18 protein-coding genes are annotated in these 21,605 nt (G+C 70.4%); 11 read left to right on the forward strand and 7 right to left on the reverse strand.

From position 1 onward, the window contains the following. The first annotated feature begins 9 nt into the window (after positions 1 to 9). Both ABLE68_RS12795 and ABLE68_RS12800 read left to right on the forward strand, forming a co-directional pair. Positions 10 to 1,962 carry a thioredoxin domain-containing protein gene (locus tag ABLE68_RS12795; RefSeq protein ID WP_348871791.1) on the forward strand — a complete coding sequence of 651 codons (1,953 nt, stop codon included), beginning with the start codon at positions 10 to 12 and terminating at the stop codon, positions 1,960 to 1,962. 25 nt (positions 1,963 to 1,987) lie between these two features. Next, positions 1,988 to 3,481 (forward strand): aldehyde dehydrogenase family protein, encoded by a 1,494-nt coding sequence (locus ABLE68_RS12800; RefSeq protein WP_348871792.1) that lies wholly within the window; start codon positions 1,988 to 1,990, stop codon positions 3,479 to 3,481. A gap of 76 nt (positions 3,482 to 3,557) precedes the next feature. Here the strand turns inward: ABLE68_RS12800 and ABLE68_RS12805 are convergent, their stop codons facing one another. The 4 genes from ABLE68_RS12805 to trhA form a co-directional block, all read right to left on the reverse strand. Next, positions 3,558 to 5,126, reverse strand: a complete 1,569-nt coding sequence (locus ABLE68_RS12805) for a methyl-accepting chemotaxis protein (protein WP_348871793.1) — start codon at positions 5,124 to 5,126, stop codon at positions 3,558 to 3,560. A gap of 209 nt (positions 5,127 to 5,335) precedes the next feature. Further along, positions 5,336 to 6,664, reverse strand: a complete 1,329-nt coding sequence (locus tag ABLE68_RS12810; protein WP_348871795.1) for a flavin-containing monooxygenase — start codon at positions 6,662 to 6,664, stop codon at positions 5,336 to 5,338. Further along, the gene (locus ABLE68_RS12815) at positions 6,661 to 7,773 is read right to left on the reverse strand and encodes a serine hydrolase domain-containing protein (RefSeq protein WP_348871796.1); all 1,113 of its coding nucleotides are present in this window, start codon (positions 7,771 to 7,773) and stop codon (positions 6,661 to 6,663) included. The genes ABLE68_RS12810 and ABLE68_RS12815 overlap by 4 nt, the downstream gene beginning before the upstream one ends. Before the next feature lie 36 nt (positions 7,774 to 7,809). Next, on the reverse strand, positions 7,810 to 8,529 hold the full coding sequence (gene trhA / locus ABLE68_RS12820) for a PAQR family membrane homeostasis protein TrhA (protein ID WP_348871798.1): 720 nt from the start codon (positions 8,527 to 8,529) through the stop codon (positions 7,810 to 7,812). A gap of 106 nt (positions 8,530 to 8,635) precedes the next feature. On the opposite strand from trhA, the gene ABLE68_RS12825 reads away from it, so the two are divergent. From ABLE68_RS12825 to ABLE68_RS12835, 3 genes are all read left to right on the forward strand, one after another. After that, positions 8,636 to 9,412, forward strand: a complete 777-nt coding sequence (locus tag ABLE68_RS12825; RefSeq protein ID WP_348871799.1) for an isoprenyl transferase — start codon at positions 8,636 to 8,638, stop codon at positions 9,410 to 9,412. 277 nt (positions 9,413 to 9,689) lie between these two features. Then, positions 9,690 to 11,060, forward strand: a complete 1,371-nt coding sequence (phoH2, locus tag ABLE68_RS12830; RefSeq protein ID WP_425475626.1) for an RNA 5'-3' helicase PhoH2 — start codon at positions 9,690 to 9,692, stop codon at positions 11,058 to 11,060. Between the two features lie 212 nt (positions 11,061 to 11,272). Next, on the forward strand, positions 11,273 to 11,938 hold the full coding sequence (locus ABLE68_RS12835) for an aggregation-promoting factor C-terminal-like domain-containing protein (RefSeq protein WP_348871800.1): 666 nt from the start codon (positions 11,273 to 11,275) through the stop codon (positions 11,936 to 11,938). Positions 11,939 to 11,979: 41 nt separating this feature from the next. Here ABLE68_RS12835 and ABLE68_RS12840 read toward each other — a convergent pair whose 3' ends face one another. Both ABLE68_RS12840 and ABLE68_RS12845 read right to left on the reverse strand, forming a co-directional pair. Then, positions 11,980 to 13,374, reverse strand: coding sequence for a class II fumarate hydratase (locus tag ABLE68_RS12840; RefSeq protein ID WP_348871802.1), 1,395 nt, complete (start codon positions 13,372 to 13,374; stop codon positions 11,980 to 11,982). Beyond that, positions 13,371 to 14,057, reverse strand: coding sequence for a spermine/spermidine synthase domain-containing protein (locus ABLE68_RS12845; protein ID WP_348871803.1), 687 nt, complete (start codon positions 14,055 to 14,057; stop codon positions 13,371 to 13,373). Before ABLE68_RS12845 ends, ABLE68_RS12840 begins: the two co-directional genes overlap by 4 nt. A 244-nt stretch (positions 14,058 to 14,301) precedes the next feature. On the opposite strand from ABLE68_RS12845, the gene ABLE68_RS12850 reads away from it, so the two are divergent. Continuing rightward, entirely contained in the window at positions 14,302 to 15,231 is a 930-nt protein-coding gene (locus tag ABLE68_RS12850; RefSeq protein WP_348871804.1) for a DUF559 domain-containing protein, read from the forward strand. A 63-nt stretch (positions 15,232 to 15,294) separates the two neighbouring features. On the opposite strand, the gene ABLE68_RS12855 is transcribed toward ABLE68_RS12850, so the two are convergent. Continuing rightward, positions 15,295 to 16,983 (reverse strand): fumarate hydratase, encoded by a 1,689-nt coding sequence (locus tag ABLE68_RS12855; protein WP_348871805.1) that lies wholly within the window; start codon positions 16,981 to 16,983, stop codon positions 15,295 to 15,297. A gap of 128 nt (positions 16,984 to 17,111) precedes the next feature. Here ABLE68_RS12855 and ABLE68_RS12860 point away from each other — a divergent pair, with 128 nt between their 5' ends. The 5 genes from ABLE68_RS12860 (at position 17,112) to ABLE68_RS12880 (ending at position 21,579) form a co-directional block, all read left to right on the forward strand. Next, entirely contained in the window at positions 17,112 to 18,242 is a 1,131-nt protein-coding gene (locus ABLE68_RS12860; protein ID WP_348871806.1) for an ABC transporter substrate-binding protein, read from the forward strand. Between the two features lie 188 nt (positions 18,243 to 18,430). Then, positions 18,431 to 19,117 carry an ABC transporter permease gene (locus ABLE68_RS12865; RefSeq protein ID WP_348871808.1) on the forward strand — a complete coding sequence of 229 codons (687 nt, stop codon included), beginning with the start codon at positions 18,431 to 18,433 and terminating at the stop codon, positions 19,115 to 19,117. Further along, positions 19,081 to 19,899 (forward strand): ABC transporter permease, encoded by an 819-nt coding sequence (locus ABLE68_RS12870; protein WP_348871809.1) that lies wholly within the window; start codon positions 19,081 to 19,083, stop codon positions 19,897 to 19,899. Before ABLE68_RS12865 ends, ABLE68_RS12870 begins: the two co-directional genes overlap by 37 nt. Continuing rightward, positions 19,896 to 20,942: an ABC transporter ATP-binding protein gene (locus ABLE68_RS12875; protein WP_348871810.1), complete on the forward strand. Its 1,047-nt coding sequence runs from the start codon at positions 19,896 to 19,898 to the stop codon at positions 20,940 to 20,942. Before ABLE68_RS12870 ends, ABLE68_RS12875 begins: the two co-directional genes overlap by 4 nt. Positions 20,943 to 20,970: 28 nt before the next feature. After that, positions 20,971 to 21,579, forward strand: coding sequence for a DUF1707 SHOCT-like domain-containing protein (locus ABLE68_RS12880; RefSeq protein ID WP_348871811.1), 609 nt, complete (start codon positions 20,971 to 20,973; stop codon positions 21,577 to 21,579). Positions 21,580 to 21,605: the final 26 nt, after the last annotated feature.

Genomic DNA, 21,605 nt, shown 5'->3' on the forward strand with positions numbered 1-21,605 from the left:
GCTGGCCGGGTGAACCGACTCGCGTCCGCGACCTCGCCGTACCTCCTCCAGCACGCCGACAACCCCGTCGACTGGTGGGAGTGGGAGCCGGCGGCGTTCGAGGAGGCCCGACGGCGCAACGTGCCGGTCCTGCTGAGCGTGGGGTACGCCGCCTGCCACTGGTGCCACGTGATGGCGCACGAGTCCTTCGAGGACGAGGCCACGGCGGCGTACCTCAACGAGCACTTCGTGAGCATCAAGGTCGACCGCGAGGAGCGGCCTGACGTCGATGCGGTCTACATGCAGGCGACGACGTCGATGACCGGGAGCGGCGGCTGGCCGATGACCTGCGTGCTCGACCACGACGGCAACCCGTTCTTCGCCGGCACGTACTTCCCGGACCAGCCGCGGCACGGGCAGCCGTCGTTCACGCAGGTGCTCCAGGCGCTGAACGATGCCTGGCACCACCGCGGCGACGAGATCGCCAACGTCGCCACCACCCTGCGGGAGCACCTGCAGCAACAGGCGTCGCTGGCGTCCGGTCCGGTCACCCCCGAGCTGCTCGACCGGGCGGTGGTGACGCTGCGGGGCGAGTTCGACGCGGAGCGCGGCGGCTTCGGCGGCGCGCCCAAGTTCCCGCCGTCGATGGTGCTGGAGTTCCTGCTGCGCCAGGGGGAGCGCGACATGCTCGGCGCGACGCTCGAGGCGATGGCGCGCGGCGGCATCCACGACCAGCTCGCCGGTGGCTTCGCGCGCTACTCCGTCGACCGGGACTGGGTGGTCCCGCACTTCGAGAAGATGCTCTACGACAACGCGCTGCTGCTCGGCGTGTACGCCGGCTGGGGCACCGACATCGGTGTCCGGGCCGCCGAGGGCATCGCGGAGTTCCTGCTCGGTGAGCTGCGTACGCCGGAGGGCGGGTTCGCCTCGGCGCTCGACGCCGACTCCGAGGGCGCCGAGGGCACCTACTACGTGTGGACACCCGCCCAGCTGGTCGACGTGCTCGGGCCCGAGGACGGGCCGTGGGCCGCGGAGCTGCTGAGCGTCACCGAGACCGGCACCTTCGAGCACGGCACCTCGACGCTGCAGCTCCTCGCCGACCCGGACGACCTCCCGCGGTGGTACCGCGCCCAGCGGTTGCTGAGGTCTGCCCGGGACCGCCGCGAACGCCCGGCCCGCGACGACAAGGTCGTGGCGGCCTGGAACGGCCTGGCGATCAGCGGCCTGTGCCGCGCCGGGCGGCTGCTCGACCGGCCGACGTACGTCAAGGACGCCGCCGTGGTCGGGTCGCTGCTCTGGCGCGTGCACGTCGTCGACGGTCGCCTGCGCCGCGTCTCGCGCGACGGCGTCGTCGGTGCTCCGGCGGGCGTGCTGGAGGACCACGGGTGCGTCGCGTCCGGCTTCCTCGACCTGCTGCAGGCGACCGGTGACCCGGTCTGGCTCGAACGGGCCGGAGTGCTGCTCGACGCCGCGCTGACGCACTTCGCTGCCGAGGACGGCGGCTTCTTCGACACGGCCGACGACGCCGAGGCACTCGTCGCCCGCCCGCGCGACCCGTCGGACAACGCATCTCCTTCCGGGCTCTCGTCGCTGCTGCACGCGCTGGCGGCGTACGCCGCCATCACGGGCTCCGGCCGTCACCGCGACGCGGCCGAGGCGGCCCTGGCCACCGTGTCCACGCTGGCCGAGCGGGCGCCCCGCTTCGCGGGCTGGTCGCTGGCAGCCGCGGCCGCGATGCTCGACGGCCCGGTCGAGATCGCGATCGTGGGCGAGCGGACCGCGGAGCGCGACGCGCTGGAGCGCCGCGCGCGCCGGCACCTCGGCGCGGTCGTGGTGGTCGCGGACGAGCCGAGCGACGAGATCCCGCTGCTGGTCGGCCGGACGCCCGTGGACGGGCGGCCGGCGGCGTACGTCTGTCGTGGCTTCGTGTGCGAGCGCCCGGTGACCACCGTCGCGGACCTGGAGTCGGCCCTGTTGCGGTGACCGTGACAGCACTACTGTGATCGTCATGACCCAGGCACCCGCACGACCGCAGTCCGGCTCCACGTTCGAGTCCCTCAACCCCGCCACCGGCGAGGTCGTCGGGACCTACCCGGTGCAGACCGAGGAGGAGGTGCGGGCCGCCGTCGCTCGCGCCCGCGAGGAGGCCGCCTGGTGGTCGGGCCTGAGCTTCGCCGAGCGCAAGGCGCACCTCAACGCCTGGAAGACGCTGATGACCCGACGGATGCCCGAGCTGGCCGAGCTGGTGAGCAGCGAGATGGGCAAGCCGGCGTCCGACGCCGTGCTCGAGGCCGCGCTCGCCGTCGACCACATCGCCTGGGCCGCCGGCAACGCCAAGAAGGTGCTCGGTCGGCACAAGGTCTCGTCCGGCCTGCTGATGGTCAACCAGTCCGCGTCGGTGGCCTTCAAGCCGCTCGGGGTCGTCGGCGTGATCGGTCCCTGGAACTACCCGGTCTTCACCCCGATGGGCTCGATCGCCTACGCCCTGGCGGCCGGCAACGCCGTGGTGTTCAAGCCCAGCGAGTACACCCCCGGCGTCGGCGGCTGGCTCGTCCAGACCTTCCAGGAGGCCGTGGGTCGCCCGGTGCTCCAGCTGGTCACCGGTCTCGGCGAGACCGGGTCGTTCCTGTGCCGGGCCGGCGTGGACAAGCTCGCGTTCACCGGCTCCACGGCCACCGGCAAGAAGGTGATGGCCGCCTGCGCCGAGACCCTGACGCCCGTCGTGATCGAGGCCGGCGGCAAGGACTCCGTGATCGTGGACGCCGACGCCGACGTCGACGCCGCTGCGGACGCCGCCCTGTGGGGCGCGTGCGCCAACGCCGGCCAGACCTGCATCGGCGTCGAGCGGGTCTACGTGCACGAGAAGGTCTACGACGAGTTCCTCGCCTCGATCACCGCGAAGGCCTCCGGGCTGGAGGCTGCCGAGGGCGGCAAGATCGGGCCGATCACGATGCCCAGCCAGGTCGGCGTGATCCGCAGCCACGTCCAGGACGCGATCGACCGCGGCGGGCGGGCCGTGGTCGGCGGCGTCGACGCCGTGGGCGACCGGTTCGTGCAGCCGACCATCCTGGTCGACGTACCCGAGGACTCGCTGGCGGTGCAGGAGGAGACCTTCGGCCCGACCCTGACCATCGCCAAGGTGAAGACCATGGACGAGGCGATCGAGAAGACCAACGCCACCCGCTACGGGCTCGGCAACACGGTCTTCAGCAAGGCCAACGGCATGGCCATCGCCGAGCGGGTGCGCTCGGGCATGACGGCCGTCAACGGCGTGATCACCTTCGCCGGCATCCCCAGCCTGCCGTTCGGTGGCGTCGGCGACTCCGGCTTCGGCCGCATCCACGGTCCCGAGGGCCTCAAGGAGTTCACCTACGCCAAGGCGATCGCCCGTCAGAAGTTCAAGCCGATGCTCAACCTGACCAGCTTCGACCGCACCGAGAAGGCCGACAAGCAGCTCGCCCAGGTCCTGGGCCTGCTGCACGGCCGCGGCAAGAAGGGCTGACCGACCTGGGACGTCATACGGATGGTGTGTCCCCTCGCTCCATCCGTATGACGTCCCGTGGTCGCCTGAGTGGGGGTCAGGCGATGGTGAACCGGCTGACCTCGGTGCGCAGGTCCTGCGACATCCGGGCGAGCTCGGCGATCGCGGACAGGGTCTGGCTGACCGCGCTCGTGGTGGTGTCGGCGGCGGTGGCCACCGTCGAGATGTTGATCGCGATCTCGCCCGAGCCGGTGGAGGCCTCGGCGACGTTGCGTGACATCTCGTTCGTGGTCGCGGTCTGCTCCTCGACGGCCGAGGCGATGGTGAGCTGGTAGTCGTTGATCGAGGTGATGATCGTGGCGATCTCACCGATCGCGCTCACCGCGCCGCCGGTGTCGGCCTGGATGGCCTCGACGCGGCGGGCGATGTCCTCGGTGGCCCGCGCGGTCTCCTGGGCGAGCTCCTTGACCTCGTTCGCGACCACGGCGAAGCCCTTGCCGGCCTCGCCGGCGCGAGCGGCCTCGATCGTGGCGTTGAGGGCCAGCAGGTTGGTCTGCTCGGCGATCGAGGTGATCACCTTGACCACGTTGCCGATCTCCTGCGAGGAGGCACCGAGCTTGGCGACCGACTCGTTGGTGGTCTCGACGATCCCGACCGCCTGGGAGGCGACCCGGGCGGCGTCGTTGGCCGACGAGGCGATCTCACGGATCGAGGCGCCCATCTGCTCCGCACCCGCGGCCACGGTCTGCACGTTGCGCGACACCTCGTCGGCGGCGCCTGAGACGACACCGGCCTGGACCGAGGTCTCCTCCGCGCCAGCCGCGATCTGCTGCGACGACGCGGACAGCTCCTCGGACGCAGCGGCGACAGCCTCCGCGGAGCCGGCGACGGTCGTCACGATCATGCTGACCGACTCGATGGTCCGGTTGAAAGCGATCTCGATGTCACCCGCCTCGCCTGACGACTCCTCGGGCAGCCGGTAGGTCAGGTCGCCGGCGGCGAACCGCTGCAACGCCTCCACCGAGGCCTTGAGCGGTGCGACCAGCCCGCGGGTGATCCACCACGCGAGGCCGGCGGCGACAGCGAGACCGATGAGCGCGAAGATCAGCACCTGGGTGCGCATCCCGTGGGTGGTGTCGAGGAGCGTGTCAGAGGCCTCGGTCGCGTCACCGGCCAGCGAGTCGACGAAGTCGCCGAGCGCGCCGTCCATCTTGTCGTTCGCGGCCTGGATCTGCTCGGCCTTCGCGCGCTGAGCAGCCTGGTCGGCGACGGCGGCGTCGACGAAGGCGGCGATGGTCGTCGTGTAGTCCGCGAAGGCCGCCTCGACGTCGTTGACGGTCGCGAGGTCGTCGGGGTCGAGCGGCAGCTTCTTCAGCGCGCCGATCATCTCGGCCACCTGCTTGGTGTCGTCCGCGACGTCCGCCTGGGACGACGTCGGGTCGTCGAGGGTGACGGCCTTGAACGCGTCGACCTTGAGCTCGCTCGACCGGGTGTCGAGTGCCTGGACGAGCGCGCGGGCGTCGGTGTGCGTCCGGGTGCGCTCGGCCTTGCTGGCCACGGTGCCCGCGCCGGCCCAGGCGACGAGGGTGACGAGGACTGCGGACGCGAGCCCGATACAGGTGATGACGGCGATCCGGCGGCCGACGGTCCAGCGAACGTTCTTCATGAGCAGGCTTCTTCCGGGAGGCGGGCACGTTCGTGCTACGCCGGTGAGTTCGGTCACCGCGTACCCGCCCTGAGGAGGTCCCGGGTAAAGAAACGGCAGGTCTAGAGCGCGTCCGGTGGTTGAGGAAGGACGAAGTCCTGTCTCGAGACCCCGGAAACCGACGCGCCCGCGTCGGCTGCGGGAGTTTCGAGACGGCGCTGGCCGCCTCCTCAACCAGCGGTCGCGCGGGCCTCTCCGGCGGCGATCTCGGCGTGCAGGTCGACGCAGTAGCGGCCGAAGTCGATCTGGATGGTGTGCCGGGGGGCGTCGTAGTACTGCTCGAGGTGAGCAGCCTCGTCGGCGCGCATGATCCGCTCCTGCTCCTCGACCGAGGGCAGCGCGTACGAGCCGTCGAGCAGCCGGGCCAGCAGCTTGGACTGCTGCTCGGCGAGGTTGACGATCGTCGGTGACGACTGGGCCAGGCCGAGGTAGAAGAGGTGGTCGACGCCGGGCTTGATCATCCGCTTGAAGAGCGGGTAGCGGTGCTCGTCGTCGGGGTGCAGCTCGGTCTCGGCGGAGTCGAAGAACGGGAAGCTCATGTCGTAGCCGGTCGCGCAGATGATCACGTCCGCCTCGACCGACGACCCGTCCGTCAGGTGCACCGTCGAGCCGTCCAGGCGCTCGATCGCGGGCAGCATGTGGATGTCGCCGGAGCCGGCCTTGGTCAGGAAGTCGGCGCTCACCGATGGGTGGGCGGCGAGCGGCTCGTGGTCGGGCTCGGGCAGCCCGTAGCTGCTCATCGAGCCGACCAGCTCACGGATCAGGGCCCGTGACGCGACCAGCGCCTGCTCCTTGGGGATCTCGGGCGGTGCCATCACCTTGTCGGCCGGCTGGCCGTTGCGGTACTTCGGCAGCACCCAGACCCCGCGCCGCGCGGACACGTACAGGCGAGACGCCATCCACGGCGACGACAGCTCGCTCGCGATGTCCATCGCCGAGTTGCCCATCCCGACGACGATCACCCGCTTGCCGCGGAGCTCGACGGGCTCGAACGGCGACACGTAGTCGTGGCTGTGCATGAGCACGCCGTCGAAGGTGCCCGGGTAGTCGGGGAGCCGCGGCTTCCAGTGGTGGCCGTTGGCGACGACCAGGTCCGTGTAGGTCCGGGTCTCGCCGGTGCTCAGGGTGACGTCCCAGCCGCCGTCGGCGTTGCGCACCGCACGGTCGACCCCGGTCTCGAACTCGATGCCGTCGCGCAGCCCGAACTCCTCGACGTACGCCTTGAAGTAGTCGTGCATCAACCGGTGGCTCGGGAAGTCCGGCCACTCCTCGGGCACCGGGTAGTCCTCGAACTGGAGGCGGGTCTTGGAGGTGTCGATGTGCAGCGACTCGTAGACCGCCGAGCGCCCGTTCGGGTTGCGGAAGTACCAGTTGCCGCCCACCTCGTCGGACAGCTCGAACTGGTCGTAGTCGATGCCGTGGTCCTTCAGCCGCTTGGCCGTGGTGATGCCGGAGCAGCCGGCGCCGATGATGCAGACCTTGGTCGACGTGCTGGTCACAGGATCTCCTCGAGGCAGGTGTACGCCGTGTTCAGGTAGGCGTCCGTGCGGGGTGACGACGTGAAGTGCATGACCATCCGGTTCATCGCGTAGGCGATGGTCGTCCGGCGGTCCAGGTCGTTGACGACGATCGAGCCGCCGTAGCCCGTCCACCAGCAGACCCGGCCGTCCGGGACGGCGGGAGCGGTCGGGGTGGGAAGCCCGTAGCCGATGCCCCAGCGCAGCGGCACCAGCAGCACGAGGTCGGCGCCGTCGGCCTGGACCTCGAAGATCCGGTCGATCGTCGCGGGGGACAGCAGGTCGCCACCGCCGTGGGAGACGACGGACTGGATCTGCGCGATCGACCGCGCGTTGCCGTGGCCGTTGGCCGCCGCGACCGACACCTGCCGCCAGGGCGCTGTGTTGCAGAATCCGCCGACGTCGAGGAACGGGTTGGCCAGCGTCGGCACCAGGAGGTTGCCCTCGGGCAGCGCCGAGATGTCGATGCCACCAGGTGGGGGAGCGACGAGGTCGGCGCACCGGTCGAGCGCGTCGTCGGGCACGCCGAGGTGGAAGTCGGCGTCCAGCGGACCGGCGACGAGCTCGCGGAACTGGTCGGCGAGCGTCGAGCCGGTGGCGCCGCGGACGATCCCGTCGAGCAGGTGCCCGTGGCTGAGCATGTGGTAGCCCGACGCCGTGCCCGGCTCCCACCAGGGCTCCTGCGCGGCCAGCAGGCTCTCGGCGTACGGCAGGTCCATCAGGCCCGCGGCGTCGAGGCTCGCGGTCCAACCGGCGTAGCCGGAGGTGTGGGCGAGGACGTGGCGGACGAGCACGTCACGGCGCGTGAACTCCGGCCAGTACGTCGCGACCGGGGCGTCCAGGTCGATCACGCCCCGGTCGGCGAGCACCAGCATCGTGAGCGCCGACATGGTCTTGGTGATCGACCAGGTGTGCACGAGCGTGTCCCGCTCCCACGGCACCCCGGGCCTCGCCTCGCCGCCCCACAGGTCGACCACGAGCTCACCGTCGTGGATCACCGCCAGCGAGGCGCCGACCTCGGTGCCGTCGGTGAGGTTCGCCTCGAAGAGGTCGACGAGGGGCGCGAAGGCGGGGTGCGAGGTTCCGGGCACCCGCACACTTTAGGAACAGGTTCTAGTTCTGATCAATCAACGCATCGCGTAGGTCGCCATCGAGACGCCGACGTAGTGCGACACGAACGCCAGGATCGTGAACGTGTGGAAGACCTCGTGGAAGCCGAAGGTGCGCGGCCAGGGGTTCGGCCGCTTGAAGCCGTAGACCGCCCCGCCGAAGGTGTAGAGCGCGCCGCCGACCACGATCATCGTGAACGTCGCGATCCCGATGCCGACGCCCAGACGGGTGGCGCCGTCGAGGAACGACGGCAGGAAGAAGATCGCCGCCCAGCCCATCGCGATGTAGAGCGGGACGTAGAGCCAGCGCGGGGCGTCGGTCCAGAAGATCCGAAAGAGCACGCCCAGGATCGCCCCGGTCCACACGGTGCCGAGAAGGATCCACCGAGTGGAGCCCTCTAGGAGCAGCAGGCTGAACGCGGTGTAGGAGCCGGCGATCAGCAGGAAGATGTTGGCGTGGTCGAAGCGGCGCAGGAAGGCCCACGTCCGGGGCGACCAGGTGCCGGTGTGGTAGATCGCCGAGACCGTGAACAGGACGAGTGCGGTGCCGGTGAAGGCGGCCGAGCCGATCCGGGTGGTGGTGTCGGGCGAGAGCGCGATGAGCACGATGCCGGCCGCCAGCGTGAGCGGGGCGGTGGCGAGGTGCAGCCAGCCGCGCAGCTTGGGCTTGACGTCAGCGATGACGTCGGAGATCGCGTCGAGGCCGACGCGGACGGTCTCGTTCATCCCCTGGCTCATGCACCGAACCTACCCGGCGCACGGTCACGCCAACCCCACGTCAGGGCCACAAGCGGTGAACGTCACGTCAACCGTGAGGGCGACTCGCACGGCTACCATCGATGACGTGGCGGACTGGAAGCGCGGACTCAGGCGCGTGCTCTACCCGGCGTACGAGGCGCGGATGCTGCGCCGGATGCCGTCCGAAGGCCTGCCGAAGCACATCGGCGTCATGCTCGACGGCAACCGCCGCTGGGCGAAGGCCGTCGGTCGCGACACCGCTCACGGCCATCGTGCCGGCGCCGCCAACATCGAGCCGCTGCTCGGCTGGTGCGACGAGGTCGGCACCGAGGTGGTCACCCTGTGGCTGCTCTCGACCGACAACCTCAACCGGCCCGAGCGCGAGCTCGCACCGCTGCTCGACATCATCGCCGAGGCGGTCGCCTCGCTCGCCGACCAGCGGCGCTGGCGGATCCACCCGGTGGGCGCGCTCGACCTGCTGCCGGCCACGGTCGCCGAGAAGCTCAAGGCGGCGGAGGAGTCCACCCGCGACGTCGACGGGATGCTCGTCAACGTCGCGGTCGGCTACGGCGGTCGTCGGGAGATCGCGGACGCCGTTCGCTCGCTGCTGCACGAGGCCGCCGCCGAGGGCACCTCGCTCGAGCAGCTCGCCGGCATCATCGACGTCGAGCACATCGCCGAGCACCTCTACACCAAGGGCCAGCCCGACCCGGACCTCGTGATCCGTACGTCGGGGGAGCAGCGCCTCGGCGGGTTCCTGCTCTGGCAGAGCGCGAAGTCGGAGTTCTACTTCTGCGAGGCCTACTGGCCCGACTTCCGCCGGGTCGACTTCCTGCGCGCGGTGCGCGCCTACGCCCAACGCGACCGGCGGTTCGGCTCCTGACGCACCGGCGCGTTACGGACAGATGACGTTCACCCGCGCGACCGGGCGTGTCGCGTTTTTTGGCCCGGTCGGCGGCGTACTTTCCGAGTATCGGCGGGTGGGGAAGCCCGCCGTATCGGGAGGCCCGTTCGTGAGAAGTCACGATTGCACAGCACGGCAGCTCCGCTGCCGCGCGACCGGACGCCGGCACTTCGGCGCTCGGGCTCGTTCCGGTCCATCGTTGTGAGTTGATGGCCGGGGCGCGGAGTGCCGCACCGGCCTGTGAAGGGGTGTCATCGTGCCTACCCAGGCTCCGAAGTCGCAACGCTCCGCCTCCTCCACCACTGCGAAGTCGCGTGCTAAAGCCGCGCCGACCGCGCGGACCTACGTCCTCGACACCAGCGTCCTGCTGGCCGATCCCGGGGCGTTGGGCAGGTTCGCCGAGCACGAGGTCGTGCTGCCGGTGGTGGTGATCACCGAGCTGGAGGGCAAGCGGCACCACCCCGAGCTGGGCTTCTTCGCCCGCAGCGCGCTGCGCGCCCTGGACGAGCTCAGGATCCTGCACGGCCGCCTGGACGAGCCGGTGCCGATCGGAGACGAGGGTGGCACGGTCCGCGTCGAGCTCAACCACACCGACCCGACCGCGTTGCCCTCGGGCTTCCGGCTCGGTGACAACGACACCCGGATCCTCGCGGTCGCCCGCAACCTCGCCGACGAGGGCTGCGACGTCACGCTGGTCTCCAAGGACATGCCGCTGCGGATCAAGGCGTCCGCGGTCGGTCTCGACGCCCAGGAGTACCGCGCGGAGGCGATCAGCGACTCCGACTCGGGCTACTCCGGCATGGCCGAGCTCGACGTCGCCGCCAGCGAGCTCGACGAGCTGTACGACGACGGCGTGCTCGACCTGGAGGCCGCGCGCCAGCTGCCCTGCCACCAGGGCCTGGTGCTGCTCTCCGACCGGGGCACGGCGCTGGGCCGGGTCGGTCCCGACAAGCAGGTGCACCTGGTCCGCGGCGACCGCGAGGCGTTCGGCATCCACGGACGCTCGGCCGAGCAGCGGATCGCGCTGGAGATGCTGCTCGACCCGGAGGTCGGCATCGTGTCGCTCGGCGGTCGGGCCGGCACCGGCAAGTCCGCGATGGCGCTGTGCGCCGGCCTCGAGGCGGTCCTGGAGCGCGGCCAGCACAAGAAGGTCGTCGTCTTCCGTCCGCTCTTCGCCGTCGGTGGCCAGGAGCTCGGCTACCTGCCCGGCTCCGAGAGCGAGAAGATGTCGCCCTGGGGTCAGGCGGTCTTCGACACCCTCGGCTCGATGACGTCCAAGGACGTCATCGACGAGATCCTCGACCGCGGGATGCTCGAGGTGCTGCCGCTGACCCACATCCGTGGCCGCTCGCTGCACGACGCCTACGTGATCGTCGACGAGGCCCAGTCGCTCGAGCGCAACGTGCTCCTCACGGTGCTCTCGCGGATCGGCGCGAACTCCAAGGTGGTGCTGACCCACGACGTGGCCCAGCGCGACAACCTGCGCGTCGGTCGCCACGACGGCATCGTGGCGGTGATCGAGAAGCTCAAGGGGCACCCGCTCTTCGCGCACGTCACGCTGACCCGCTCGGAGCGGTCGCCGATCGCGGCGCTGGTGACCGAGATGCTGGAGAACGTGGCGCTGTAGTCAGTACTGCTGAGCCCCCTGTGACTGGTGTGACGGGGGAGGTTCGATGTGACCGGATTCGCCGTACGAATTGTGTGGTTCGGTTTGCAACGACCTCCCTCGTCAGGCAGGGTGGCCGTGATCTTTTCGTGACCTGCCGCTGCGGGGTGGCCGGGTCCGCGGGGTCCACAGCCCCACCGATCTGACCTGTTGCCTACCCGATCTGCGAGCCCTTGTCGAAGCACAAGAAGTACACGCCCAAGCACCGGCACGTCGTCGAGCGGACGCCGCTCGTCGCGCCGAAGAAGGTCCTGCGCAGCACGGTGCTCTTCTCGTCCGTCGCGGTCGCAGCGACCGGCGTCGCCGTCTCCGGCGGTGTCCTGAGCGCTCCCGGCAGCATCAGCTCGGCGGCTGAGGACCTCGGCAAGACCGTCTCGGCGCCGCTGTCGACGCCGCAGGCCGACGTCGAGCGCGAGCCGACGACCTCGCGCTCCTTCGACCGTCGCGCCGCCGCGGACCCGGTGAAGAAGGCGGCGCTCTCGGTCGCCGGCGCCGCGTCTGCCCGCCAGGCCGTGACGAAGACGGTCGACCTCGCCGACGGCGACCCGCGCAGCATCGCGCAGGCGCTCCTGCCCGAGTTCGGCTTCTCGTCCGACCAGTTCGGCTGCCTCGACTCGCTGTGGACCCGCGAGAGCAACTGGAACCCGGCTGCCTCCAACGCCTCCTCCGGTGCCTTCGGCATCCCGCAGTCGCTGCCCGGCTCCAAGATGGCCAGCGCCGGCGCGGACTGGGCGACCAACCCGGCCACCCAGATCAAGTGGGGCCTCGGCTACATCCAGGACCGCTACGGCAGCCCCTGCGGCGCCTGGAGCCACTCCGAGTCGTACGGCTGGTACTAGCCGCACCGAAGCCGCGGCGCGCGTGTCGAGACCAGAGCCCCTCAGGGGTGGGTCATCGACTCCACGTCGAGGGCCTGGTCCAGCTGCTCCTCGGTGAGCTCGCCGCGCTCGACGTAGCCCATCGCGATCACGGTCTCCCGGATCGTCGCGCCGTCGGCCAGCGCCTGCTTGGCGATCTTGGCAGCGGCCTCGTAGCCGACGTACTTGTTGAGCGGGGTGACCACGGACGGCGACGACTCGGCGTACGCGCGCATCCGCTCGGTGTTCGGCGTGATGCCGTCGACGCAGCGCTCGGCGAGCAGCACGCTCGCGGTCGAGAGGAGTCGGGTCGACTCGAGCAGGTTGCGCGCGATGACGGGCATGGCGACGTTGAGCTCGAAGCTGCCGCTCGCGCCTGCCGCCGTGACGGCGGCGTCGTTGCCGATCACCTGGAAGCAGACCATCAGGGTTGCCTCGGGCAGCACCGGGTTGACCTTGCCGGGCATGATGCTCGACCCGGGCTGGAGGTCGGGAAGGTGGATCTCGGCGAGGCCGGTGGTCGGGCCCGACGACATCCAGCGCAGGTCGTTGCAGATCTTGATCAGGCCGACCGCGAGGGTCTTGAGGACCCCGCTGAGCTCGACCAGGGAGTCGCGGGTGCCCTGGGCCTCGAAGTGGTCGCGGGCCTCGGTGAACGGCTGGCCGGTGGCCTCGCTCAGCGCTGCGATCACCTGGCCCGCGAAGCCGGGCGGGGTGTTGATGCCGGTGCCGACCGCCGTGCCGCCCAGGGGCAGCTCGCGGACGCGGGGGAGGACGGACTCGAGCCGCTCCCGGGCGTAGCGCACCGTGGCGGCGTAGCCGCCGAACTCCTGGCCGAGCATCACCGGCGTCGCGTCCATCAGGTGGGTGCGTCCGGACTTCACCAGACCGGCGAACTCCTCGGCCTTGCGCGCGAGGCTCGCCGCGAGCACGTCGAGGGCCGGCAGCAGGTCGTCGGCGACGGCGATCGCGGCGGCGACGTGGATGGCCGTCGGGAAGGTGTCGTTGCTCGACTGGCTCGCGTTGACGTGGTCGTTGGGGTGTACGTCGGTCCCGCTGCGGGTCGCGAGGGTCGCGATCACCTCGTTGGCGTTCATGTTGGAGCTGGTGCCGGACCCGGTCTGGAAGACGTCGATCGGGAACTCGGCGTCGTGCTCGCCGCCTGCCACAGCCGCGGCGGCCGTCTCGATCGCCTGCGCGCGGTCGGCGTCGACGATGCCGAGCTGGCCGTTGACCTTCGCGGCGGCCGCCTTGACCTGGCCGATGGCGTGGATCAGGGCCGGCTCGATCGGGGTGCCGCTGATCGGGAAGTTCTCGACCGCGCGCTGGGTCTGGGCCCGCCACAGGGCATCGGCCGGGACCCGGACCTCGCCCATGCTGTCGTGCTCGGTGCGGAACCCGGAGTTGTCGGAGCTCATGTCGTGGACGGTACCCGCGCGACGTAGAGCCAGTACTGCTCGTCCCGGTCCTGGAGCTGCACGTCGTACGCCCTGCCCTCGGCGCCGCCGAAGACGCCGCCCATCGCCTCGGCCAGCTCCGGCGCCTCGGCGGCCGACCAGACCACCAGCACGCCGCCCGCGCGCAGTGCCGCACGGGCGGTCTCGAGGAACGGGGTGCGGTAGAGCGCTGCGTTGGCGTCGTGCACCAGGTAGCCCGGCCCGTTGTCGACGTCCAGCAGCACGAGGTCGTACGACGCGGGGGTCGCCTCGGCCAGTGCGACCGCGACGTCGGCCACCACCACGCTGACCCGCTCGTCGGCCAGCAGCGCCGGCCCGTGGGAGATCGTGCCGTCGCGCATCCAGCCGACCAGCGCTTCCTCGATCTCGACGACCGCGACCTTCTCGACCCGGGAGTCGGCGAGCACCTCGTGCATGGTGAACCCGAGCCCCAGCCCGCCGACCACGACGGCCCGTGGCTCGTCGACCAGGTCGAGGGCCGCGCTCGCTAGTGCCCGCTCGGTGCTGACCTCGAGCGTGTCCATCACGAAGACGCCGTTGGCGCGCAGCTCGAGCGAGCTCGGCGCGTTGTCCGGTCGCCGCTCACGCAGCACCAGCTCTCCGCGCTCCGACTCGGACCGTGCGACCTCGACGTACTCGTCCACGGTCCGACCCTACGGAAGGGTCAGTCGAAGAGCTCGCTGAGCCAGCTCTCCTTGCGCTTCTTCTTGGCGAATCCCGCCCGAGTTGCGGACGTCATACGACCTGGTCGCTAGGGCGACCAGGTCGTATGACGTTTCACAGACGGCAGGAGCCACCACCCGCCCACAGCGTTCCTCCGGACGAGGTTCTCCCCAGCCATGCGTTGGGCGGCAGCGCTGCCTCCTCCGAGAGGCGGACCCTGCGGTCATGGTTGAGGCGGTCGACGAGTTGAAGCTGCACGGCATCGCCGAGCGCCAGGGACTCGTGGTGTCGCGGCAGCAGCTCTACGAGAGCGGCTTCACCCGCGGCGAGGTCCGCAACCATGTGCGCGCACGCCGGTGGCGTCGTCTCGGTCGGCACTGCCTGGTGCTGCACCGTGGCCCGTTGGCAGATGCGGGGAAGTACTGGGCGGCGGTGCTGGAAGGTGGGCCGCGTGCTGTCATCGACGGCGCGTCGGCGCTGGTGCTGGCCGGGCTCGAGCACTACGAGGTCGACCAGATCCGGGTCTCTGTCCCTCGTGGTGCGCGGATCCGTCATCGGGGGAGCAGCGTCGACATCAGGCAGACCCGCCGGTGGGCGCGAGACGACACGGTTCCCGACGGCGTGCCGCGCACTCCACCGGCCGTCGCTGCGGTGCGCGCCGCACTGTGGGCGCGATCCGACCGACAAGCACAGCTCCTGCTGACGATGGCTGTTCAACAGGGTCTCGTGCGAGCCGAGGACCTGGCGGTCGAGATGCTGCGCATCCGCAGGGACCGACGTCGGCTGATGCTCAACGAGGTGGTGCTGGAGCTGCTCGGCGGGATCCGGTCCCTCGGCGAGCTCGATGTGGTGCAGGGATGTCGTGAACGCGGACTCCCTGAGCCGGACAAGCAGGTGTGCCGGCGTACGCCGAGCGGCACCTACTACCTGGACTTCCGATGGAACCGGTGGGGCGTGGTCGTCGAGGTCGACGGGATCCAGCACGCGTGGGTCGCCAACGTCGTCTCGGACGCCCTTCGCCACAACCGCCTGGCCATTGCCGGCGACGTCGTCCTGCGCCTCCCGATCCTCGGGCTCCGGTCCCAGCCCGACGACTTCTTCGGCCAGATCCGGGACGCGCTGATGGCGGCTGGCTGGGAACGCCTGGCCGCCTGACGCCGTGGACGTCATACGTGGTGGCTGCCCTGGCGACCAGACCGTATGACGTCCGGGTGGGGCCTACTCCGCCGAGCGCACCCGCAGACCGGTGATCGGGACGGTGACGGTGCCGCCCGGGTCGGTGAAGAAGTCATTGCCCTTGTCGTCGACCACGATGAACGCCGGGAAGTCCTCGACCTCGATCTTCCAGACGGCCTCCATGCCGAGCTCGGCGTACTCGATGACCTCCTGGCTCCGGATGCAGTCCTGGGCCAGCCGGGCGGCCGGGCCGCCGATCGAGCCGAGGTAGAAGCCGCCGTGGGTGTCGCACGCCTGGGTGACGACCTTCGAGCGGTTGCCCTTCGCGAGCATCACCATCGAGCCACCCGCGGCCTGGAACTGCTCGACGTACGAGTCCATCCGGCCGGCCGTGGTCGGGCCGAAGGAGCCCGACGCCATGCCGGCGGGCGTCTTGGCGGGGCCGGCGTAGTAGACGGGGTGGTTCTTCAGGTAGTCGGGCATCTCCTCGCCGGCGTCGAGGCGCTCCTTGATCTTGGCGTGCGCGATGTCGCGCGCGACCACGAGCGGGCCGGTCAGCGAGAGCCGCGTCTTCACGGGGTGCTTCGACAGCTCGGCCAGGATGTCGGCCATCGGCTGGTTGAGGTCGATCGCGACGACCTCACCGCCGGCGATGTCCTCGGCCACGCCGGCATCGGGCATGTAGTGGGCCGGGTCGGTCTCGAGCTGCTCGAGGAAGACGCCGTCGGCCGTGATCTTGCCGAGCGCCTGGCGGTCGGCCGAGCACGACACCGCGATCGCGACGGGGCACGAGGCGCCGTGGCGGGGGAGCCGGACGACGCGGACGTCGTGGCAGAAGTACTTGCCGCCGAACTGTGCGCCGATCCCGAACGACTGCGTCAGCTTGAAGACCTCCTCCTCGAGCTCGAGGTCGCGGAAGCCGTGCGCCGACATCGAACCCTCGGTCGGCAGGTTGTCGAGGTAGTGGGCCGAGGCGTACTTCGCGGTCTTGAGCGCGAACTCCGCCGACGTGCCGCCGATGACGACCGCCAGGTGGTACGGCGGGCAGGCGGCCGTGCCGAGCGAGCGGATCTTCTCGTCGAGGAACTCCAGCATCCGCGTGGGGTTCAGGACGGCCTTGGTCTCCTGGAAGAGGAACGACTTGTTGGCCGAGCCGCCGCCCTTGGCCATGAAGAGGAACTTGTACTCCGGCTTGCCGCTCGTCTGCGGGGTCGAGTAGATCTCGATCTGCGCGGGCAGGTTGGTGCCGGTGTTCTTCTCGTCGTACGTCGTGAGGGGCGCGAGCTGCGAGTAGCGCAGGTTGAGCCTCGTGTAGGCGTCGTACACGCCGCGGCTGATCGCCTCGCCGTCGTCGATGCCGGTGAGGACGCCCTCGGACTTCTTGCCCATCACGATCGCGGTGCCGGTGTCCTGGCACATCGGCAGCACGCCGCCCGCGGAGATGTTGACGTTCTTGAGCAGGTCGAGCGCCACGAAGCGGTCGTTGCCGGACGCCTCGGGGTCGTCGATGATCTTGCGCAGCTGGGCGAGGTGCGCCGGACGCAGGTAGTGGCTGATGTCGTGCATCGCCTCGGAGGTCAACCGCTCGATCGCCTCGGGGGAGACCTTGAGGAAGGTCTCGCCGTCCGCCTCGAAGGTGGACACGCCCTCGGTGGTGATCAGCCGGTACGGCGTCTCGTCCTTGCCGATGGGGAGGAGGTCGGAATAACGGAACTCTGCGTCGTTCGCCACGGCTGCTGAGACTACGCCCAGGCTTCACGGTGGCGCCGGTCTGGGTCCAACTGGGAGTAACGTCCGAGACAACCACACCCGTGAGGGTTCGCGAGGCGCGATTTCGGGCGCCTTAACCAGGAGGTCTCGTGAAGCTTCGGAAATGGTTCGTCGTCGGCGTAGCGCTGGCGGCCACCACTGCACTCGCAGCATGCTCGCCCCCCTCGTCCGACGGGGACGCCGGCGACGGCGGCAGCGGCGGAGGTGACGCCGCGTCGGCGACCTCGGCCGACGACCTCGGCGGCATGGACGCGCTCATCAAGGCGGCGCAGGCGGAGGGCACCCTCAACGTCATCGCGCTCCCGCCCGACTGGGCCAACTACGGCAACATCATCAAGGCGTTCGAGGACAAGTACGGCATCACGATCAAGTCCGACCAGCCCGACGGTGCGAGCCAGGACGAGATCAACTCGGCCAACCAGCTCAAGGGCCGCGACAGCGCCCCGGACGTCTTCGACCTCGGTCAGTCCGTCGCCCTGGCCAACACCGACATGTTCGCGCCGTACCAGGTGGCGACGTTCGGCGACATCCCCACCGAGTTCAAGGACCCGGACGGCGCCTGGGTCAACGACTACGGCGGCTACATGTCGATCGGCTACGACTCCAGCAAGGTCCCCGACGTGACGTCGCTCGACGACCTGCTCGGCTCCGACTTCAAGGGCAAGGTCGCCCTCAACGGTGACCCGACCCAGGCCGGCGCCGCTTTCAGCGGTGTGGTGATGGCCTCGCTCGCGAACGGCGGGTCCGCCGACGACATCGCGCCCGGTGTCGACTACTTCAAGCAGCTCAAGGACGCCGGCAACTTCCTGCCGGTCGACCCGACGTCCACCACGATCGAGTCGGGCCAGACCCCGGTCGTCATCGACTGGGACTACCTCAACGCCGCCGAGTCCGCGAAGCTCCCGAGCTGGAAGGTCGTGGTCCCCGACAACGCCGTCGTCGCGGGCTACTACTTCCAGGCCATCAACAAGGACGCGCCGCACCCGGCTGCCGCCCGGCTGTGGGAGGAGTTCCTCTACAGCGACGAGGGCCAGAACCTCTGGCTCGCCGGAGGCGCCCGCCCGGTGCGCGCCGACGCGATGGTCGACGCCGGCACCATCGACAAGGAGAAGTACGACGCCCTCCCGACGGTCTCCGGCACGGCGGTCATCCCGACCAATGAGCAGACCGAGAAGATGACCGCCTACCTGGCGGACAACTGGGCCAAGGCCGTCGGCTGAGCACGTCGACGTCCGCCCGGAGGGTCCGGCGCTTCGGCGTCGGGCCCTCCTTCGGGCTGCTGCCGTTCCTCGTCTACGTCACGATCTTCCTGGTCATCCCGACGGTCACCGTCGTCGCCGGGGCCTTCCACGGCGACGACGGCGGGTTCACGCTCGACCGGGTCCGTGCGCTGACCGACGAGACAGCGATGCACGCCCTGCGGCAGAGCCTGATCCTGTCCTTCGTGTCGGCCGCCGTCGGCGCGGTCCTCGGCGCTCTCCTCGCCTACCTCATCGTCACCGCCCCACCGACCAGCGTGCTGCGCCGCACGGTCCTCGCGGTGTGCGGTGTGCTGGCGCAGTTCGGCGGGGTGACGCTCGCGTTCGCCTGGCTCGCGACCCTCGGCTTCAGCGGTCTGCTGACCGACCTGCTGGCCAAGCTGATCGGCACCTCGGACAGCGGGTTCTCCTGGATCTACGAGCTGCCGGGCCTGATCCTCGTCTACACCTACTTCCAGATCCCGTTGATGGTGATCGTCTTCCTGCCGGCCCTCGAGGGGCTCCGTCCCCAGTGGCGCGAGGCGGCGGTCAACCTCGGCGCGACCACGTTCCAGTACTGGACCCGCGTCGCTCTTCCCTTGCTCCGACCGGCCTTCCTCGGGTCGGCCCTGCTGCTGTTCGCCAACGCGTTCGCGGCGTACGCCACCGCAGCCGCGCTGATCAGCCAGGGCGCGTCCATCACCCCGTTGCTGATCCGGTCCGCGCTCACCAGCGAGGTCGTGCTCGGGCAGCAGGACTTCGGCTACGCCCTCGCGCTCGAGATGGTGGTCGTCGTCTCGATCGTGATGGGGCTCTACGCGTGGCTGCTCCGGCGTACGTCGAGGTGGCTGCGATGACCGGGACCGTCGTCTGGCGCGTGACCAGGGTCGTCCTGCTGCTGCTGTTCGGGGCGTTCTTCCTGCTGCCGATGCTGGCGCTCCTCGACTTCAGCACCACCGACCTGATCAGCGGCGACCGCACGCTCGCACCTTGGCGGACGGTGACCGAGGACCCGGCGGTCACGGCCGCGATCCGGACCTCGCTCGAGCTGGCGCTGATCACGGTCGTGGGCATGGTGGTGCTGCTGGTCCCGACGATGATCTGGGTCCGGCTGCGGGTGCCGTGGGCGACCCGGCTGGTGGAGTTCCTGTGCCTGCTGCCGATCACGATCCCGGCGCTGGTGATCGTCGTCGGGCTCACCAACGTCTATGCCTGGGTCGACTACCTCGTCGGGGACTCACCGCTGACGCTCGGCTTCATCTACGTCGTGCTGGTGCTGCCGTTCTCCTACCGGGCGATCGACGCGTCCTTGTCGGCGATCGACTCGGTGACGCTGGCCGAGGCGGCCCGCTCGCTCGGCGCCGGCTGGTTCACCGTGATCGTCCGGGTGATCCTGCCCAACATCGTGCCGGGCGTGCTGGGCGCGGCGTTCGTCTCGATCGCGCTCGTGCTCGGCGAGTTCACCATCGCGTCGTTGCTCCACTTCGACACGCTCCCGGTCGTCCTGGTCCTGCTCCAGAAGAGCGACGCGAACGCCGCGACGGCGGCGGCGCTCGGATCCATCATCTTCGCCGCCGCGCTCCTGGTCGGGCTCTCGCTGTTCGACCGCCGCCGTTCCACCGTGGGAGGAAACTCATGAGCCGATCCACCTCTGGGGTCGAGGTCGTGCTGACCGGACTGCGTCGTTCGTACGGCGCGGTGCATGCGCTCGACGGGCTCGACCTGCGGCTCGAGCCGGGCGAGATGGTCGTCCTGCTCGGCCCGTCGGGCTGCGGCAAGACCACCGCGCTGCGCATCGTGGCGGGCCTCGAGCGACCGGACGCGGGCGCGGTGGTGGTGGGCGGCAAGGACCTGACCCGGGTGCCGCCCAACAAGCGCGACATGGGGATGGTGTTCCAGGCCTACAGCCTCTTCCCCCACCTGACCGTGATCGACAACGTCAGCTTCGGGCTCAAGCTCCGCGGTCGGCCGCGCAGCGACCGGCGCAAGCGCGCCGGCGACATGCTCGACCTGGTCGGGCTCGGTCAGCAGGCGGACCGCTACGCCCACCAGCTGTCCGGGGGCCAGCAGCAGCGCGTCGCGCTCGCACGGGCGCTGGCGATCGAGCCGGCCGTGCTGCTGCTCGACGAGCCGCTCTCCGCGCTCGACGCCAAGGTGCGCGTCCAGCTCCGTGACGAGATCCGGCGGGTCCAGCTCGACGTCGGCACCACCACGCTCTTCGTCACCCACGACCAGGAGGAAGCGCTCGCCGTGGCCGACCGGGTCGGGGTGATGAACGCCGGACGGCTCGACCAGATCGCGCCGCCGGCCGAGCTGTACGACGCGCCCGCCACGCCGTTCGTCGGGCAGTTCGTCGGCCTCAGCAACCGCATCCCGGCGCACGTCGCCGATGGTCGGGCCGACGTGCTCGGGACGCCGGTCCAGGTGCTCTCCGGGTCGGCGAGCGGCTCCGGGGTCGCGCTGGTGCGCCCGGAGTCCGTCCAGCTGGTGGCCGACGGTGCGGGCGGTGCGACGGTCGCGTCCGTCGCGTTCCTCGGGCCGGTCTCGCGGGTCACGGTGACGCTCGCCGACGGCACGCTGGTCGTCGCCCAGCTGTCGAGCTCGGACGCTGCGGCGCTCGGCGTCGGCGCACGCGTGCGGGTCCAGGTCGCGCCCGTCCCGGTGCTCGTGGTCGCCGACTGATCCGCCCTCGCCGACATAGGCTGACCCCATGGCCGGTGAACTCGAGCCCGACTCCTCCAGCCTCCGCATCTCCGACGCCGACCGACACCGGGTCGCCGAGATCCTGCGCGAGGCCGCCGGCGACGGGCGCATCGACTTCGACGAGCTCGACGAGCGCCTGGAGGCGACGTACGCCGCTCGCACGTACGCCGACCTGGTGCCGATCACGATGGACCTCCCCGCCCACCCCGCCCCGGCGACGCCGGTGCAGCGACCGGCCTCCTCACCGCTCGTCGTGGCCGGGCCTGACAGCGAGAACCACGTCGCGATCCTCGGCGGCTTCGACCGCAAGGGCGTCTGGACGGTGCCGAAGCACCTGAGCGTCTTCGCGATGATGGGCGGCGCCGACCTGGACCTGCGCGAGGCGACGTACGCCGCGCAGGAGGTCGTGATCACGATCAACTGCTTCATGGGCGGCGCCCAGGTCACCGTCGGGCCGCACGTCAACGTGGTCATGGAGGGCACCGGGATCATGGGCGGCTACTCCGGGCCGGGCAGCACGACGCCGGCCGCGATCGACGCCGGCTCGCCCACCGTGCGGATCCGAGGGGTCGCCATCTGGGGCGGCGTCTCGGTCGAGCGCAAGCCCCTGCCCTGATCCGGTCCGTGCCCTAGAGTGACCTC

This window comes from Nocardioides pollutisoli (genome assembly GCF_040045055.1).
Lineage (GTDB): Bacteria > Actinomycetota > Actinomycetes > Propionibacteriales > Nocardioidaceae > Nocardioides > Nocardioides tweenelious.